This is a genomic window from Planktothrix tepida PCC 9214 (assembly GCF_900009145.1).
GTDB classification, from domain to species: domain Bacteria; phylum Cyanobacteriota; class Cyanobacteriia; order Cyanobacteriales; family Microcoleaceae; genus Planktothrix; species Planktothrix tepida.
Window position 1 is genome coordinate 734,301 of sequence record NZ_LN889782.1, and the last position, 18,197, is coordinate 752,497.

Genomic DNA, 18,197 nt, shown 5'->3' on the forward strand with positions numbered 1-18,197 from the left:
TAATCGAATTTTGATAATAACTTTTATACTCTGATCAAGATTCACCGTTTTTAACCTTTATTATCGTTATCTTTGCCAAAATGCTTAAATTTCACAAACTTCTCTCCCTGGTTGCGCTGACATTTTTAAGTAGTGTTGCGATCGTTAGAAGTCAACAACTGCAAACCCCGACTAATGCTTACACTCAGAAAGTGACTCGTGAAGTCTTAGCCAGTGGTTCTCCCACAGAAGTACAAGGTCGCGTCTTAGAATTAGTTAAATATACAATTCCCCCTAAGAGTAAGTTACCTGTTCATATTCATCCAGGGATGCAAATTGAACGGGTAGAGTCGGGAACTTTGACTTATACGGTTGTTAAAGGTTCAGCTAAAATTACTCGTTCTAATGGCAAAGAAGAAACGTTAGAAGTGGGAAAAACTACCCGTTTAAATGTTGGGGATGCGTTAGTTGAAGTGGGAGGAATGGTACATTATGGTGAAAATGAAACCGATAACCCAGTAATTTTATTATCCGCTTCTTTATTTGAAGAAGGCAAACCCAAAGCGATTTTAATTGACCCTTGAAAATTATTCAAATTTTAATAAAATATGATAAAATAACATTTAAGTCTACCCTAATTTTATCATGAATCAAACTCTTGCAAAATCAATGAAGTGGACGACAGCCGATTTAGAGTTATTGTCAAATGATGAGTGGAAACGTTATGAAATTATTGCGGGAGAATTATTTGTGACTAGAGCACCAGATTGGAATCATCAAGAAGTTTCTGGTAATATTTATGCAGAATTAAGAGATTGGTCACGTCGCACAAACTTAGGAAAAGCTGTGATGACACCTGGAATTATTTATACTGAATCTGATAATGTTATTCTTGATGTGGTTTGGGTGAGTCGGGAAAAATTAGCGACTTTATTAGATAGTGCTGGACATCTGACAGGTTCTCCTGAATTAGTAGTTGAAGTATTATCTCCAGGAAAAGAAAGCGAAAGACGAGATAAACAAGTGAAGTTAAAACTCTATTCGACTCAAGGTGTTCAGGAATATTGGATTGTTGATCGCTATCAACAGCAAGTTCAAGTTTATCGTCGTCAAAATCATCAGTTAATTTTAGCTGAAACGTTATTAATAACTGATGAAATTACTTCTCCCCTTTTACCCGAATTTCGCTGTCAAGTTGAACTATTTTTTAATTAAAAACAATCATGAATCAGCGTTCTATTCCTGAAAAATTACCCTTTTTAGAACGATTATGTTGGCAAAGAATAGGAATTGAGAATTTAACGCCATTGGAAATGCTAAAACGGTATGAACGGGGATGGCATTATCGAGATATTTTTGGGGAAATTAATCCAACGGAAGCCGAATTTATTCAACAACTGGCTCAACAGTATGGTTCTTGGTTATTCAATCAAATGTTTACAAAATTATTGCTGTTCTCCATCAACTTAATACTAATTTCTTACAAGACTGTCACGCTTATTTTGGCGGAGGAACATTCATCTGTTTAAACTATGGAGAATATCGCCTGAGTAAAGATATTGATTTTCTCTGTTCCACAGGTTCCGGTTATCGATTATTAAGGCAATCTCTGGGCCCAAATAAATATAACGCTTTATTTAATACTCAAAATAATATCACATTTCACCAAGAAATACAAGCCAATCAATATGGAATTAGATTTCCTTTATTAATAGAAGAAACCTTAATCAAATTTGAAATTATTATGGAAGGAAGAATTGAACTAGAAGCACCCGATTTTCCTCAATGGTCGTCTGTTCCTTGTTTAAGTTTAATTGATTGTTTTGCCGAAAAATTATTAGCTAATGCTGACCGATGGATTGATAGTTCAGTAGAATCACGGGATTTAATTGATTTAGCCGTATTAAGATTCAATGCTTCTATTCCTCCCCAAGCGATCGCAAAATCAGAAGCAGCTTATCCGGTAATTAAACCGTTAAAGGAGGCGATCGCAAATTTTCAACAAAAACCCAATTATAGAGACAAATGTTTTCAATCTCTGAGAATTAATAACCCTGTTACGATTATTGACGGTTTAGATTTATTAGCGGTTGATTTTGGGTTAGAACCCACAGAAAGAACGTTTAGGGAATGTTTAAATCAAGATGAGTTTATTTAACTAGGATTCACCTTTAACCAACTGAAGATATCCCTTAAGGTTAAAGTTAAATTAGAGATAAATTCAGGAACTGGAATTACAGCATCCAATTCCTCTAAAAATATTGGTTGTTGTCCTGAAGGATAAACAAAAATAGACTTTTCCTCTGGAACAATTAACCAACCCATCTGGCAACCCGAATTTAAACAATGTAAAATCTTTTGAGTAACTTTAGTGGTGCTTTGTTCAGGTGATAAAATTTCAATCGTCCAGTCAGGATGGGCATTAAACGTATTAGCAATATCTCCATCTTCATCCAGGGGAATTCGATCCCATACAAAAACTGCTACATCAGGAACAATAGAACGACCCCCAAAGGTACATCTTAACTCAGGTAAAGCTAATGCGATCGCTTGTTCTTCAGCGATATTATTAATAACAGTAACAATTTCTCCCCGAATTGCACTATGTTTTCCTCCTGACATCGGTTTCTGGATAATTTCACCATCGATATATTCACTAGCGGGTTTGGTTTCAGGTAAGTTTAGAAATTCTTCTAAGGTCAATATTCCGTTAAGCGTTTGTATCATAATTAATTCCCTTATTATAATTTTAAGCTGTCTGTTTCAATCAGAACCCTGTAGGGGCGAGGCGCACCTCGCCCTAACAAGATCTATCGCCCAAAACGTTGAGAAAACCAAACAAATTCAGCAGGACAGTTAATCGCTTCCTCCATGCTCCGCAATTTAAACCGTCTTCCTGTTCGAGGGTCAATCAAATTTTCACGGCTTTCAAATAATCTTAAGGTTAAATAGACATCCCTTAAAGCATAACGGATCACTGAAGTTTGCGCTCCTTGTATCCAATTTTGTCGGACAGAAAAATCAGGATATGCTAATTCACATTTACCTATACCAAAATTAGCACGACTGACCGAATCTAAATCATATCCAGCTTTCAAGTGATGTTTAAGAGCTTCATTATAAATAGGAATCATTCCTAAAGCTAGTCTAATCTCCTGTAAAACATCGTAAGCTGTTCTAATTTTCAGACCTCGTTTACACATCATTTCATCATCACAGCCTTCAGCTAAGGAATTAAAACCAATGGGATAGGATTTCCGAAATACAGGTGAAATATTGCTGATATCTCCACCTGAAAAAGGAATCAATCGAAATTTCCATTGTTTTAGCCGAGGATCATTGTTGAATGCTTCTGTGAATAGGTTTCCATACATGAGTTGGTGCTTAGTTTCTTCTCTAATATCGTCAGGACAACCAATCCACCAACAGTTTTCGTCTTGCTCGAAGGCAGAAATCATCGCTAATTTATTATTAGGGTTAGGACTGAACATTAACTCGGAATCAAAAATTAGTTCTTTCATAATGTATTCCTTTAGACTTTAGTTAAGGAATATCAATTTAGAAAGAAATTTAAAATTCCCGAAAAATATTAATAGGTTTGCGTATTTTTAATTTTAAATATACGAAAATATAGAAAAATATGGGAAAATAAAAATGGGACTTACACTTTTATGTAAAAAGTTAAGCGAAGTTCGATTTTCCACAAAAACAAAAATTGTTGTATAATTCCAAGAAGACACCAGCCAAAAGCAAACTTGATATGGAACTAAACGATCAAGAACGAGAAAAACAGCTTAAATTTTTAGAGGATGTTGCTCTGCACTACCAGTTTAAAGGAATATGCAAAAAAATTTTTTTGAAACGGTTTGATCCCGCTAACTATGAGAATGATATTACAACGGCAGAACTGGCTCAAAAAATTGGTATTGATGAACCAAAATTTAATCAAACCTTACAAACAATCTGTTTCGTCTTAATTAAAATAAAAAAAGAAGGACGAGGTAGACCTAAAAGTGGTGATAGCCCTTGGAAAACAACTTATACTGTATTATGGACTCGGCAATATGACTGTTGGAAAAATAATTATATTGAATGGCAAAATGAAATTCTCAAACTGGGAGAGTCTATTACACCAGACATCAAGGAACAACTTTCTGAAATTGATAAACTGTCTACTACTGATGAATCTCTTGAATGTAAGAGGATAGAGAATTCTCAACCTTATACTGGCACTCATCCTCCACTTGTTAATTCATTTATTCCCTTAAGGGGACTTATTGAAGAAGATCAACTATTTTTTGGTAGAATACAGGAAATTAAAAGAATATTTGAAACCCTCAATAGTGGTAGTAGCGTTGCAATCATTGGAGAAAGACAAAGTGGCAAATCTTCGCTATTAATGGAAATTAGCAGACAAGCTAAAACTCAACTGTTACAACCCCGTGAACCGATTTATCTAAATTTACAAGGTATTTATGATGAGGATGACTTTTATCAAGCTTTGTGTGATTATGCAGGAATTGATTTTTGTAAAGGTTATCGCCTCACCCGAAATTTACAAAATCATCGATTGTTATTAATTCTCGATGAAGTAGAAAAAATGACCTGGGACGGTTTTACTAATTATATTCACGCAGACTTGCGAGGGTTAGCAGAAGGAAATAATGCAGTCCTGAAGCTAGTTGTTGCAGCTTGTACGTCTTTAGATCAATTATTTGGAAATCAAGGTATTAGGATGACTTCGCCCTGGTGGGGAATTTGCACCGAATACCAGTTAAACCGATGGGATGAACAAACCATCCGTGATTTTATTGCGAGTCGTCTCAATTCACCTTTGTTGGAACCAAAATATCAAACCATTACCTTTACTGAGGATGAAATTACCGAGTTAATTAATAAAAGTGAAGGTCATCCTCAAAAATTGATGGCGTTATGTAATCAACTGTTTAAGCTTTACTTAGAGAGATTATCATGATTTCAACACAAAATCCAGTTCCTCGTTTAGATTTAGCCCCAAAATTAAATCGTTCTCTTTCCTTAAAAAATCCCCTAGATTACTTAAGAGTCTTTTATTGGTTTTTTTTCTTTCCACAAGCTTTGCGTATCTTTGAAGGTCAAATAAGCAAATTAATAGTAATTGGATTTAGTATTAGTGGTCTTGTCTTATATTTGACAAATTTTATTTATTTTTGCTTTTTTAAAATAAATATGAAATTTGAATTGATAATAGGACTTCTAATTTTCAGCTTTATTTGTGGAATATTGAAAGGAATAGGATTTAAAAATGTAACATTTAATAAAAAAATATTAATTGGCTTTGTATCCGGCTTTATAGTTTTAATTTCATTGCTAGTTTTCTGGATTCCTTCTTTTTTTATAAGCCTTTTTATAAGACAAAACTTGATCCCTGAAATCTTATTAAAAATACTTAATAAATTAGATAATAATATTGCGAATTCTAGTTCAATACTACTTTTTTCAATTGTATTTTGGGGAATATTATTTGGAAATTCTTTAGGCTTCTTATTCCCTATAAAATCAATCAAAATTTCTAGCTTGCGTAAATATTGGATTGATAATTCTTTGGTAGGAATCCGAATATATTTATCATTATTGATTATATGGGTTTCTATGGAAATATTTATATTAAATATTAACAATCTAAATCCAGATTATTCTGCTCTTTCTCATTATTTCACTAGAGGAGGAATATTCTTTTTTTTCTGGAGTTTTGGAACAGTAATTGTAAATTCTCGTATTTTAGAGTGGTTGTTTTCTAGTATTCTAAATACATCCAGATTTAGCAATAATCTTAAATGTACTTGGTTTATTAGAATTACACCAATCCCTATTCTTAATCTTAAAAAAAAGGTGAAAAAATGGTTATTGACAGATTGGGATGTAGGTTTACATAACGCCAATCAACTTTTAGAATATACGCTTCAGTATCACTCTGTAATTCAAGGAATTAGTCAAGCATTATGTGAACTACCTCAAGAACATATTGTTTTTCGTACCAGCCAACTAGCTAAATCTCCTTATGATTGGGAACTGATTCGTTGTATATCTGACGAATTATATAAAAAATCAGGAACGAAAAATATTAATGATTTAATAAATACTTCCCTAGCAAGCTCTATCTTAGCTGCTATCACAACTGAAGGCTTTTGGTATTTATATCAATCAACTGATCAAGCAGAAATTAAGAAAGATTTAACTATAGAATATTTGCAGAAAGCACTTGATGCGTTTCAGAAGGTGCGTTTTTTACCTTATGGAGATGAAATATTTTTGATCACTCAAATTTTAAAAGAATGCGTTAATGCTGATGAACTAGCAACAATTTCTTACTTGAATATTAATACTATTTTCTCTGAACCCATGTTGCGTAAAGCAACTTGTGAAGTGATAATTTCTTTAGAAAAAGTTATACAAGAAGTAAAAATTATACAAAGTAGCGTATCTAAACTCTCAAAAAATTCAGCGCTAAATCGTGCATTGGGAGAATTAAAAAATATTCAAGATAACCTCAATAGTCTTCCTGATGCAGAAAAATATATCGTTAAATACATTGTTGAAACTTGGCAAAACTCTCTCTTAAAGGTAGCCAGTAAAATAGGAAAATCAAGCATACCTAAAACATTATTAAATCCTTATATAATTGGTGATCCTGTTCAAGGAATGCTGTTTGTTGGGCGTGAAGAAATTATGCGACAGCTAGAGGAAGTTTGGATTAGTAAACAGAAGTTACAATCTGTAGTTATTTTTGGACACCGACGTATGGGAAAAACATCTATTTTGCGGAATATTTCAACCCGTTTAGACGACAAAGTTAAACTCGCTTATGTTAACTTACTAACCGTTGGTAATAGTATTCAAGGAGTCGGTGAAGTGTTCATGGCGATCGCAGATTCCCTCTCAGACACCCTGCAAATTCCACCCCCCGATGATGATAGCTTAATCAATCTTCCCTATCGCACCTTTGAACGATATTTAAAACAAATTGAAACCCAATTAGGCGATACTGGATTAATTATTGCCCTTGATGAATTTGAACAAATCGAAGAACTAATAAAAAGTGATCGCATTCCAAAAGATTTTATGGGCGTATTGCGGGGAATGGTGCAAATGAGTCCTAAAATAGCCTTTGCTTTAGCTGGACTCCACACCCTCGAAGAAATGACCGAAGACTATTTTAACCCATTTTTTGCTAGTATTATTCCCATCCGTGTTAGCTTCTTAGAACGGGCAACTTGTCGCTATCTTCTTGCTAACCCCAGTGAAGATTTCCCCCTCGATTATAAACCCGATGCTCTTGATTATATTTATGAATTAACTGCCGGACAACCCTATCTCGTGCAACTCATCGGTTTTCTATTAGTTCGTCGGTATAATGATCAAGTCTTTGAACTCGGAAATAACCGAGATCCCATGTTTACTATTGCTGATGTTGATGGGATTATTAATCAACCCGAATTCTACCAAAATGGACGTTATTATTTTACCGGGGTTTGGCAACAAGCGGGGGAAGGTTCACCCGGTCAACAACAGATTATAAAAGCGATCGCACCTCACCCCACCGGACTCGATTTTAACACCCTACAAACCGTTACAAATTTAGACCCCATTTCCCTACAAAATGCCCTCGATACTCTATCTCGTCATGATGTTATTCAAGAAACTGATCACCATTGGCGAATTATTGTTGAATTGTTTCGCCGTTGGGTTATTAATAACGAATCAGTTTAGAAATTTTCCCACCCCTAAATCAAAGAAATCTGGGGTTAATTCTGATCTAAAATTTAACGTTAAAAAATCTTACTCTTCTTCACTAAAATCCTCGCATAAATCCTGTAACGTCTGATGTTGAAAACGACGGGAAGAACGACGATATTTTTTACTGGCTAATTTCGGTTCTAATTGTTGTTTACCGCCTGATTTTGATTTGGATTTGACATTGATTTCTACATCTTTTTGTTGTTGAAGCATTTCTTGATGGGCGATCGCAGCTTCTAAAAAATCCAAATAAATCGGATAACGTTCCCAGTCCCCCCGAACACTACAATTAGGTTCATCTCGATGTAAACAATCACTAAACTGGCATTTTCCCTGCTGGAAACGGTGTTTCGCTTCAGGAAAATAATCTGTTAATTCTTCGGGACTACATTCTAATTCAGGTTGATTAAATCCGGGTGTATCCGCCAATAATCCACCCGTCGGTAATTGAAATAATTCAACGTGACGAGTTGTATGTCTTCCCCGTCCTAATTTGCCCGAAACGCTACTAACCCGTAAATTAATACTGGGAATTAATTGATTAATTAAACTGGATTTTCCCACCCCGGAAGGGCCAGAAATCACCGTTGTTTTATCTTGAAGTTGATACAGTAAAGTATTTTCTAAAAACGTATTTTCTATTTGAAATAGAGATTTTTGAATAATTTGATGATCAGAATTAACCGTATATTCTAACCCGCTACTCACGCTTATAAATAAAGCCTGATATCCCCAATTTAATAAGCGATCGCGCCAGTATAACAACTGTTCTGAGGAGACTAAATCGCATTTATTTAAACACAAACATACTTCTAAACCCGTTGATTCCGCCTTCACTAAAAACCGACTTAAAGCGGTTGCTTCTAGCTCCGGTTCTGCGATCGCAAATACTAATAAAATTTGATTAGCATTAGCAATAGGAGGACGACTCAGTTCTGTCCGGCGGGGAAAAACTTGAGTAATCGCCCCCCGTTTTCCTAACCAGTCCGGTTCTTCCACCACAACTTGATCTCCCACCATCACCTGCTGACCCATTTTTTTCAACAGAGAACGACGGGTACATAACAGGATAGTTTCAGGAAGTGAAGTTCCTTGGGTTTCCAGTTGAACCTGATAGAAATTCGCTTGAACAGCAACAACTGTTCCGATCAGTTCTGGGACATTCAACGGTTCATTGGTTGTCATTGAACTCATTGAACGGTCACAGGACAACGAATTTGCAGGGAGAAAAAGTCCGAACAATCTGTGATTTGCTCAATGTTGTACCCAGCCATCGTTAAACTATCAGGAACTTGCTCAATGGGTTCTCCCGCATCTAACCAAACTTCCAGTAGGGAACCGGGCTGCATCTGTTCTAAGCGTAATTTCGTGCGAACAAAATTGAGGGGACAAGGAGTTCCCCGCAAATCCAATTGAGCATCCGGTTTTAAGTGAGTTGTTTCTGTCATAAAAAGAGGGATAGGTCGTTTGTTATTTGCTGCCTTTTGACCGTTAACACTTCGACAAGTATTACAGTGAGCTTGTCGAACTGCTCAGTGCAAAGCAGCTAACAGCCAACACTTCGACAAGCTCAGTGCAAAGCTATCAGCCGTTTATTTTTGTTGAAATAAATTACCGAGAAATCCCTCAATTCCCCCCTTTCCCGTGCGATCGCCCCGAATCTTAACCAACTGTTCCAGAAGTTCCCGTTCTTCTGGAGTTACCTTTGTGGGAATATCGACGAGAACCGTAATTAAATGATCCCCCCGACTTACGGGATTTCCCAGACGAGGAACCCCTTTATTTTCTAAGGTTAATACCGTTCCCGGTTGAGTTCCTGGCGGAATGGTTAATTTTGTGGGGCCATCAACAGTGTCTACATCAAAGTTAAAACCGAGGATGGCCTGAAGGTAGCTAATTTTCACGTCGGACAGAATATTAATCCCATCCCGTTTAAATTTCGGATCAGGTGCGACGGATAAAAACACATATAAATCCCCAGGCGGCCCTCCCCGTTTCCCGGCATCCCCCTCGGAGGCAACCCGCAGACGAGTACCGTTATCCACCCCGGCGGGAACATTAATTTTAAGTTTTTTCGTGACTTCATTTAACCCACGACCGCCACAGGTGGAACATTTATCTTCAATCATTTGTCCTGTGCCATTACAGTTCGGACAAACGGAGACTTGAGTAAAACTGCCAAAGGGGGTACGAGTTGCCCGCCGCACCTGACCACTCCCCCCACAGGTCGAACAAGTTTGAGGGCGAGTTCCCGGTTTAGCACCACTTCCGGTGCAGGTTTCACAGGTTTCTAAATGCTTAATGCGGATTTCTTTTTCGCCGCCAAAGATAGCTTCTTTGAACTCTAACCGCAGGTCTAAGCGCAGGTCATCTCCCCGGGCTGGGCCTGTGCGCTTGCGAGCTTGGGCATTGCTTCCCATACCCCCGCCAAACCCACTGAAGAAACTTTCAAAAATATCGGTAAATGGATCGGTAAAGTTGGGGTCAAAACCTCCGGCACCACCCGCTACTCCCGCTTCTCCAAAACGGTCGTATCGCGCCCGCATTTCCGGTTCTTTTAAAACTTCATAAGCGCGACTAATTTCTTTAAACCGTTCTTCCGCGCCCTGTTCTTTATTGACATCCGGGTGATATTTGCGAGCTAGGCGACGATAAGCCCGTTTAAGTTCTTCTGTATCTGCGTCGCGGGAGACACCCAATATTTCATAATAATCGCCTGCCATAGAGTATTTTGCCTAAAAATAAATAACAACAAATTTGTTAACGCTTAATCAGGGATAATCAGTAACCAATGTTCCAGTTTCTAGTTTTTAACTAAAAATTGACAACTATAGCGCTACGCGAAGCGGGAACAGGGAACAGTAAGTTGTGAAAGGCTTTCAGGATTTAGAAATTTCCTAACCTTTTTGCGTAGTGCTATATGACGATTTACGACTCACTCTTCCATTGATTACTGTTTACCGATAACTGATCACTGGTTTAATCCTACATTTGAGACTTTTCAATTCTATCATAAATCCTCAAAAGCCTTCCTCTGTAGGACAAACCTTTCAATTCAGGGTATTGGTAAACGGATTACCAGGATCAGGAGGATCACTGAAGGTGTCTATTCCAGAGGAAGTCTCAATCATGCTGTTGTTCAAGAATAATAATTCACTACTGGTAGGTTTTGCCTCTTCTTCATCTTCATCTTCGTCTTCCTGTGTTTCCTCTAGTTTATCTTCTACCGCTTGTACAGAAGCCTCAAATTCTGAAGACTCCGAAGCAACAGATGAAGCGGAAGACGAATTCTGACCTGCTTGTTCATAAATCTCTGAAGCCAAAGCATACAACATTTCTTGGAAGGATTCTAACTGTTTTTTCATATCCTCATGGGAAATATTGGGATTAGCAACCGCTTGTTTTAAAGCCGCAGCTTCTTTGCGAACTCGTTCTTTGAGATCATTACTAATCTGATCAGCCTTGCCTTTGAGGGTTTGTTTACAATTAGCAAACAAAGTTTCGGACTGATTTTTAAGTTCTACCACTAACCGACGTTTTTCGTCCTCATCAGCGTAAATTTCTGCTTCTTGACGCATTCGTTCAATTTCTGCTTCCGTCAATCCTCCGGTATTACTAATTTCAATCCCTTGTTCTCGTCCCGTCCCTTTATCTTCCGCTAAAACTTTCAGAATTCCATTGGCATCGAGATCAAACGCTACTTCAATTTGAGGAACTCCCCGTTTAGCCGACGGAATTCCATTCAGGAGGAATTTTCCTAAACTTTTATTATCCTTCGCCATTGCCCGTTCTCCTTGGAGAACGTGAATTTCCACAGAGGTTTGTCCATCAACGGCGGTGGAAAACATTTGAGAACGGCTCGTGGGAATTGTTGTATTGCGTTCAATAATTTTAGTAAAAACTCCCCCCAAGGTTTCTAATCCTAGAGATAAAGGAGTAATATCTAATAACAATAAATCTTTGACTTCTCCTGCTAACACTCCCGCTTGAATTGCAGCCCCTAAAGCAACAGCTTCATCGGGGTTAACAGAACGGTCTGGGGTTCTTCCTCCAAAATATTCACTAATAGCTTGTTGAACCGCCGGAATTCGCGTAGAGCCCCCGACTAAAATAATGCGATTCACCTGATTAGGCTGTAAACTTGCATCTTTCAACGCTTGGATGACGGGTTCAATGGTACTGTCTACCAACGGTTTCACTAAACCCTCAAATTCGGTGCGACTCAGTTCTAGTTCTAAATGTTTAGGCCCTGAATCATCGGCGGTAATAAAGGGCAAATTAATCGAGGTGGTGTTGCGACTGGATAACTCGATTTTGGCTTTTTCGGCGGCTTCTCGTAACCGTTGTAATGCCATTTTTTCCGTTAAGAGGTTGATGCCTTCCTCGGTTTTGAATTTTTGGATCATCCACTGTACCAGACAGTTATCAAAATCATCCCCGCCCAGATGGTTGTTTCCTGCCGTTGATTTGACTTCAAAAATCCCATCTCCCAGTTGTAGAATCGAGACATCAAAGGTACCCCCACCCAAGTCAAAGACCAGAATTTTCTGATCTTGATCTTGTTTATCTAAGCCATAAGATAAAGCTGCTGCTGTGGGTTCATTGATAATCCGTAAGACATCTAAACCCGCAATGGTTCCCGCATCCTTGGTTGCCTGTCGTTGAGCATCGGTAAAATAAGCTGGAACTGTAATCACTGCTTGAGTGACCGTTGCTCCTAAATAAGCTTCTGCATCTTCTTTGAGCTTTTGCAACACCATCGCCGAGATTTCTTGGGGAGTGTAGACTTGGTTGCGAATTTGGACATTAACGGTGTTGTCCTTGCCTTTGACACAAGTATAGGGAACCCGTGAGCGTTCTTCCTCGGTATCTTCCCAGCGACGTCCGATAAATCGCTTAATACTGTAAACCGTATTTTCGGCATTCGTAACCGCTTGTCGCTTACCCAACTGGCCCACTAACCGATCGCCATATTTACCAAATCCGATAATACTCGGTGTGGTTCGTCCTCCTTCAGAATTAGCGATTACGATCGGTTTACCGGCTTCTAACACAGCAACACAACTGTTCGTTGTCCCTAAGTCGATGCCAATGACTTTTCCCATAGCTCCTCGACGATGAATGTTTGCAATACTGATCCTGAAATCAGCAATTTTTCCAGATTCTTACGGGATAAAATCGCTTTGATCCAGATGGCTTCAGGTGATAGATTTAGAGTTCCCTCCTATGGCTAGTTCCTTGTCCCTGAGCAACACCTTATGCTTCAGATGGAGTTTCTTCGGCGGTAGATTCTGTAGAATCGGGTTCAGGAGCCGTTGCTACTTTGACCATCGCATGGCGTAAAACCTTTTCTCCCAACTGATAACCGTGCATTAAATCTTCAATCACAGTTCCTTCAGGATAGGCATCCGTTGCTTCACGCATCACCGCTTCATGTAAATTGGGATCAAAAGGCTGCCCTTCTGGACGCATCACAGATACCCCCAGTTGTTTGAGACAATCCACCATTAATTTATAAACCCCTTGGTAACTCTTGTGGATATTCATTTCTGAATCGGTTTGGGGTTTAATTTGGGATCTAGCGCGGTCAAAATTATCCACAACCGGGAGTAATGGCTTCAGAGTTGAACCTTTGATGGTGATTTCTAACTCTTCTTTTTCCTTTTGAGTGCGTTTGCGGAAGTTCTCAAAATCTGCCGCCAAACGCCGATATTGACCACTAACATCTTCTAATTGTGCCTTGAGGGCCGCATTGGCTTCCGCTAAAGCCATGACTTCAGCATGAAGTCCTTCCCCCGTTGACTCGATTTCCTGGCCAAAAGTTTTTTCAGAGGGTGCTTCGGTAGCGGATTCGTCCGTCCCGACCTCTGGGTAGGAACTTGATTCCGTCGCTGTTGTCCCCTCAGCATCCAAATTATCGGAGTTCGGGACATCCGACTCTGAGGTTGAATAGGATTGACCCGTTAGTTCATCAGGAGTATTAGCCGTTGAATTAGGCATCATAATGGTACTGTTTGTCCTTGTTAATCACAGAAAATCAGCGTGAGTCCTTAACCCTTACACGGCTGAGGAGTAACCCCGCTATCCATCATCATCGCAAAAATGGGTAGAAACCCCGTCCCTTCGACAGCCCTTCGACAAAGCTTAGGGCAAGGCTCAGGGCTGACTCTATTTAGGACGGCTTTTATTTCCCTTTCGGGGTAGAGGGGCAATCAATCATACCCCTGTGTAGAGGTATGGTTGCCTCCTAACACCTATTTCTAGGGTAAAGTTAGCTGAGTGCTTCGCACACGCTACGCGAACGCCAAGGTTTTAAGAGCTTGTTAGGCTAGTAGCACTTCCTTAACCCGATAAAGATGTTTAACTACTAACGACAGAGCTAGGGACTAGCTACGCATCCACAGGGTGTCATAACTCAAAAAACGTAGTGCACAAGGCACTTAGGCTGGTCAACTATCACGCTCTAGTGAGGCATGACTTCGCGTAGCCTGCGCTCCGCCCATAGCCCCGTTACTTCAGTACGGGGTGCTGACGACATTTCGTTACTTTAAAAATTTTAATCAAAATCATATCTTAAAATACATCCTCAAGGTGAGGTAAACCGTTATGATCAAGATGGAGCCTTAAAATGCTGGGTAGGGGGTTTACAAGATGGGATGGGTTGAGCTAAGGATGCGTACAGGAGGAGATCAATCAGCCCCCTGAACTTCTCTTAGATGCAGATCGGAATTGAGAACGAGAAGGTTGGGTTAAAATTGACACATCAGAGGGAATTCTATTCCCTTAAAACCCACAGCCACCCTAGATGCTTGATAATTGCGGTTGTGTTCTGAGTAACTTAACTCTGAGATGGGTTAGAGGGAAGCCCCGGGACATTTAACCTTTGTGCGGGTTGGAGCTAGGGAAAGTTTCACGCTGTATTTCTTGCCAAAATCAGCGTCGGATACAGGTACACCTCAAACCCATCGTGTCCATTAATCCTGAAAACTAAGTGATTATCGTGACATCAACGCATTAATACAATGACATAGACCTTAATTTTAAGCTATGACGAACACATCCCAAAGACGCGCCCTAGTTGTTCAAAGTACCACTCCCTTTGGCAACAAATTAATTCAATCAGGCTATATTAATCCAGAGCAACTTCAGCAAGCCCTCAAAACCAGTCGTTCAGGTCAACCCCTGACAGAAGTTTTGGAATCGATGACGGGTCGCCCCCTTCCTCCCGACTTGGCACGTCAGTATAAAAAACAACAGCTATTTGAACTGAGAATCATTCACGGGGTCGAAGCGTATGATCCTGAAATTGAACCGATGTCGAATGAAGAACTCGAACAAATGCTGCATACGCTTGATACCAGTTTAGAAACCTGTAAACGCCATCGCTTCATCCCTTTACGCAAACCTGAAAGTGATCCGACTTCGGTGTTGATTGCCATGGTTGACCCCGACAACCTGAATGCGTTGGAGGAGTTAAGAAATCAAATTTTGCGACCCAAGCAGTTGAAACTCCAACGGCGGGTGATTACTCAGGAAGATTATGATCAAATTATTTCCACCTATAGTAACGAAGACGTTAAACGCAAAGCCGCCGAAGCCGCTAAACGTGAACAAGAGAAATTAGAGTTTACCGCCGGAGATTTTGAAACCACCGACCTCGAAGAAGTAGGCGATGAATCTGGTGGGATGGATTTGTCGGAGGAAATCGAACAAGCGGAAACCGCCCCGGTTATTAAGGCTGTCAACGTGATTTTAGCCAAAGCCCTCTCGGAGGGGGTATCTGATATTCACGTTGAACCCCAGGAACATGAAATGCGAATTCGGATGCGGAAAGATGGGGTGTTACAGGAATATTATAAATTTCCCAAAAAAGTAATTCCGGCGATTACTTCCCGGTTTAAAATTCTCGCAGAAATGGATATCGCCGAACGTCGTCAAGCCCAAGATGGTCGGATTCGCCGTAAATTCCGAGGACGGACGGTAGACTTCCGGGTGAATAGTCTACCGAGTCGCTACGGGGAAAAAATTGTATTACGGATTCTCGATAGTTCTTCAACCCAATTAGGGTTAGATAAATTAATTACGGATCAAGAAACCTTAGCCTTAGTTCGGGAAACCGCATCTCGTCCTTTTGGTTTGATATTAGTTACAGGGCCAACGGGGTCAGGAAAATCCACCTCTCTGTATTCGGTTTTAGCAGAAAAAAATGATCCGGGGATTAATATTAGTACCGCAGAAGATCCGATTGAATATGCCTTACCTGGGATTACCCAATGTCAGGTAATTCGGGAGAAAAATTTAACCTTTGCTAATATTTTACGGGCATTTTTACGACAAGACCCGGATGTTTTATTAGTGGGGGAAACACGGGATTTAGAAACAGCAAAAACCGCTATTGAAGCAGCATTAACCGGACACTTAGTGTTAACCACATTACACACCAACGACGCAGCAGGTGCCATTGCTCGTTTGGATGAAATGGGGGTAGAACCGTTCATGGTGTCGGCTGCTTTGTTAGGAATTCTCGCCCAACGGCTGATGCGGCGCGTTTGTGGGGAGTGTCGGCTTCCTTATACCCCGGCTCCTGAAGAATTAGGTCGTTATGGGTTATCGGCTTCTCAAGAAGTCAATATTACTTTTTATAAAGCGAATACCATTGCGGTTGAAGAACGGAAGCATTTAGCAGATATGGGCCAATTGTGTAAAAAATGTAGTGGACTCGGCTACAAAGGTCGGGTAGGGGTCTATGAATTCCTGAAGGTGACCGAACGAATGCAAACCCTGATTACCAAAGGTGCTCCCACTGAACAAATTAAGGAAGCAGCCGTTGAAGAAGGGATGAAAACTTTATTAGCCTATAGTTTGCAGTTAGTCCGTGAAGGGTACACCACCTTTGAGGAAGTGGAACGGGTAACGTTTACAGACTCCGGTTTAGAAGCCGAACTCAAAGCCAAACGCAAACAAGGCTTAACCTGTAAGAGTTGCGTAGCGGAATTAAAACCGGAATGGTTAGACTGTCCCTATTGTATGACACCCCGCTTTATCAGCTAATCAGTTATCAGTTGTCAGTTATCAGTTAACAGTTGTCAGTTATCAGTTACCAGTGATCAGTTATCAGTGCAGGAATTGGCCAGTTCCTTAACTATTAGCTATTAATTCTTGACTCTTAACGGATAACTGATAACTGATGACTGATCACTGATAACTGGTAACTGATAACTGATTTTTGGGAACACTATGAAAAAATCTTAATTTTCACGGTCAACAATCAGAGACGTGCCATGGCACGTCTGCACACAGTCAACAAAAGATTAGAGGAGAATAATTATGCCGGGATTAATGATTGAAGACATTTTAGAGTCTTTAGTCGAGCAAGGTGGCTCTGATATTCATATTCAAGCCGGTGCCCCTATCTTCTTTCGGATTAGCGGGAAACTCACCCCTCAGCCCCAATTTGGAGAAACCCAATCCGCCGAAGAGGTGCAAGTTCTGATTTACCAAATGCTGAATAATATGCAGCGTAAGCAGTTAGAGCAGGAGTGGGAATTAGATTGTGCTTACGGGGTACGAGGATTAGCTCGGTTCCGGGTCAATGTCTATCGAGAACGGGGATGTTGGGCGGCTTGTTTGCGGGCATTAGCCTCTAAGATTCCCAATGCTGATAAATTAGGGGTTCCCCAAGTGATTCGGGATATGACGGAACGCCCACGGGGAATGGTATTAGTCACAGGTCAAACGGGTTCGGGTAAAACCACAACCATGGCAGCTTTGTTAGACTTAATTAACCGGACTCGCTCTGAACATATTCTAACGGTGGAAGACCCGATTGAATATGTGTTTCCCAATATTAAAAGTTTGTTCCACCAACGGCAAAAGGGAGAAGACACAAAAAGCTTTGCAAATGCTCTAAAAGCAGCATTGCGGGAAGACCCAGATATTATTCTGGTGGGAGAAATGCGAGACTTAGAAACCATTGGTCTAGCGATTTCTGCGGCAGAAACGGGTCACTTAGTCTTTGGAACCCTGCACACGAACTCGGCGGCTGCAACCGTAGACCGGATGTTAGACGTATTCCCCCCCGTTCAACAACCCCAAATCCGAGCACAGTTATCCGGTTCACTGGTGGGGGTTTGTAGTCAAAACTTGGTTCCTGCCATTGGAGGAGGTCGTCGGGCGGCGATCGAAATTATGGCCAATACTCCTGCTATGGCTAACCTGATTCGGGAAGGAAAAACTTCTCAAATTTATTCCCAAATTCAAATGGGGGCTAAATTAGGAATGCAAACGATGGAAATGGCTTTAGCGAAACTCTATAACGAAGGTCAAGTCACTTGGGAAGCCGCCATGAGTAAATCGTCTAAACCCGATGAATTAGAACGTTTAATTGGCCCTGCTCCCTCCGCCGCTAAGGGACAAAAAGCCAAAGCTTAATCAGTTATCAG

16 protein-coding genes are annotated in these 18,197 nt (G+C 40.1%); 8 read left to right on the forward strand and 8 right to left on the reverse strand.

Annotation, left to right across the window (positions count from 1 at the left end):
* The first annotated feature begins 80 nt into the window (after positions 1 to 80).
* The 4 genes from PL9214_RS06170 (at position 81) to PL9214_RS06180 (ending at position 2,137) form a co-directional block, all read left to right on the forward strand.
* On the forward strand, positions 81 to 563 hold the full coding sequence (locus tag PL9214_RS06170; protein ID WP_072717932.1) for a cupin domain-containing protein: 483 nt from the start codon (positions 81 to 83) through the stop codon (positions 561 to 563).
* A 61-nt stretch (positions 564 to 624) separates the two neighbouring features.
* Entirely contained in the window at positions 625 to 1,194 is a 570-nt protein-coding gene (locus tag PL9214_RS06175) for a Uma2 family endonuclease (RefSeq protein WP_072717933.1), read from the forward strand.
* Positions 1,195 to 1,202: 8 nt separating this feature from the next.
* Positions 1,203 to 1,508 (forward strand): hypothetical protein, encoded by a 306-nt coding sequence (locus tag PL9214_RS31950; RefSeq protein WP_222425206.1) that lies wholly within the window; start codon positions 1,203 to 1,205, stop codon positions 1,506 to 1,508.
* Positions 1,397 to 2,137: a nucleotidyl transferase AbiEii/AbiGii toxin family protein gene (locus PL9214_RS06180; RefSeq protein ID WP_072717934.1), complete on the forward strand. Its 741-nt coding sequence runs from the start codon at positions 1,397 to 1,399 to the stop codon at positions 2,135 to 2,137. The genes PL9214_RS31950 and PL9214_RS06180 overlap by 112 nt, the downstream gene beginning before the upstream one ends.
* Here the strand turns inward: PL9214_RS06180 and PL9214_RS06185 are convergent.
* Together PL9214_RS06185 and PL9214_RS06190 are read right to left on the reverse strand one after the other, a co-directional pair.
* Positions 2,134 to 2,706, reverse strand: coding sequence for a Uma2 family endonuclease (locus tag PL9214_RS06185; RefSeq protein WP_072717935.1), 573 nt, complete (start codon positions 2,704 to 2,706; stop codon positions 2,134 to 2,136). The two genes, PL9214_RS06180 and PL9214_RS06185, sit on opposite strands and share 4 nt — an antisense overlap.
* An 83-nt stretch (positions 2,707 to 2,789) precedes the next feature.
* Entirely contained in the window at positions 2,790 to 3,500 is a 711-nt protein-coding gene (locus tag PL9214_RS06190; protein ID WP_072717936.1) for a hypothetical protein, read from the reverse strand.
* A gap of 239 nt (positions 3,501 to 3,739) precedes the next feature.
* Between PL9214_RS06190 and PL9214_RS06195 the strand changes: the two genes are divergently transcribed.
* Positions 3,740 to 4,954, forward strand: coding sequence for an ATP-binding protein (locus tag PL9214_RS06195; protein ID WP_072717937.1), 1,215 nt, complete (start codon positions 3,740 to 3,742; stop codon positions 4,952 to 4,954).
* A 208-nt stretch (positions 4,955 to 5,162) separates the two neighbouring features.
* On the opposite strand, the gene PL9214_RS31130 is transcribed toward PL9214_RS06195, so the two are convergent.
* Positions 5,163 to 5,639 (reverse strand): hypothetical protein, encoded by a 477-nt coding sequence (locus PL9214_RS31130; protein WP_072717938.1) that lies wholly within the window; start codon positions 5,637 to 5,639, stop codon positions 5,163 to 5,165.
* Positions 5,640 to 5,850: 211 nt separating this feature from the next.
* Here PL9214_RS31130 and PL9214_RS06205 point away from each other — a divergent pair, with 211 nt between their 5' ends.
* Positions 5,851 to 7,728 (forward strand): AAA family ATPase, encoded by a 1,878-nt coding sequence (locus PL9214_RS06205; RefSeq protein WP_186440299.1) that lies wholly within the window; start codon positions 5,851 to 5,853, stop codon positions 7,726 to 7,728.
* A gap of 69 nt (positions 7,729 to 7,797) precedes the next feature.
* Here the strand turns inward: PL9214_RS06205 and rsgA are convergent, their stop codons facing one another.
* From rsgA to grpE, 5 genes are all read right to left on the reverse strand, one after another.
* Positions 7,798 to 8,940 carry a small ribosomal subunit biogenesis GTPase RsgA gene (rsgA, locus tag PL9214_RS06210; RefSeq protein ID WP_437126744.1) on the reverse strand — a complete coding sequence of 381 codons (1,143 nt, stop codon included), beginning with the start codon at positions 8,938 to 8,940 and terminating at the stop codon, positions 7,798 to 7,800.
* Between the two features lie 5 nt (positions 8,941 to 8,945).
* Positions 8,946 to 9,203: a sulfurtransferase TusA family protein gene (locus PL9214_RS06215; protein WP_072717941.1), complete on the reverse strand. Its 258-nt coding sequence runs from the start codon at positions 9,201 to 9,203 to the stop codon at positions 8,946 to 8,948.
* 144 nt (positions 9,204 to 9,347) lie between these two features.
* Positions 9,348 to 10,478: a molecular chaperone DnaJ gene (gene dnaJ, locus PL9214_RS06220; protein WP_072717942.1), complete on the reverse strand. Its 1,131-nt coding sequence runs from the start codon at positions 10,476 to 10,478 to the stop codon at positions 9,348 to 9,350.
* 327 nt (positions 10,479 to 10,805) lie between these two features.
* Complete coding sequence (dnaK, locus tag PL9214_RS06225) at positions 10,806 to 12,860, reverse strand: molecular chaperone DnaK (protein WP_072717943.1); 2,055 nt, start codon at positions 12,858 to 12,860, stop codon at positions 10,806 to 10,808.
* Positions 12,861 to 13,011: 151 nt separating this feature from the next.
* Positions 13,012 to 13,758 carry a nucleotide exchange factor GrpE gene (gene grpE, locus PL9214_RS06230; protein WP_072717944.1) on the reverse strand — a complete coding sequence of 249 codons (747 nt, stop codon included), beginning with the start codon at positions 13,756 to 13,758 and terminating at the stop codon, positions 13,012 to 13,014.
* Between the two features lie 1,044 nt (positions 13,759 to 14,802).
* Here grpE and PL9214_RS06235 point away from each other — a divergent pair.
* Both PL9214_RS06235 and PL9214_RS06240 read left to right on the forward strand, forming a co-directional pair.
* The gene (locus tag PL9214_RS06235; RefSeq protein WP_072717945.1) at positions 14,803 to 16,806 is read left to right on the forward strand and encodes a GspE/PulE family protein; all 2,004 of its coding nucleotides are present in this window, start codon (positions 14,803 to 14,805) and stop codon (positions 16,804 to 16,806) included.
* A gap of 276 nt (positions 16,807 to 17,082) precedes the next feature.
* Positions 17,083 to 18,186 carry a type IV pilus twitching motility protein PilT gene (locus PL9214_RS06240; protein ID WP_072717946.1) on the forward strand — a complete coding sequence of 368 codons (1,104 nt, stop codon included), beginning with the start codon at positions 17,083 to 17,085 and terminating at the stop codon, positions 18,184 to 18,186.
* Positions 18,187 to 18,197: the final 11 nt, after the last annotated feature.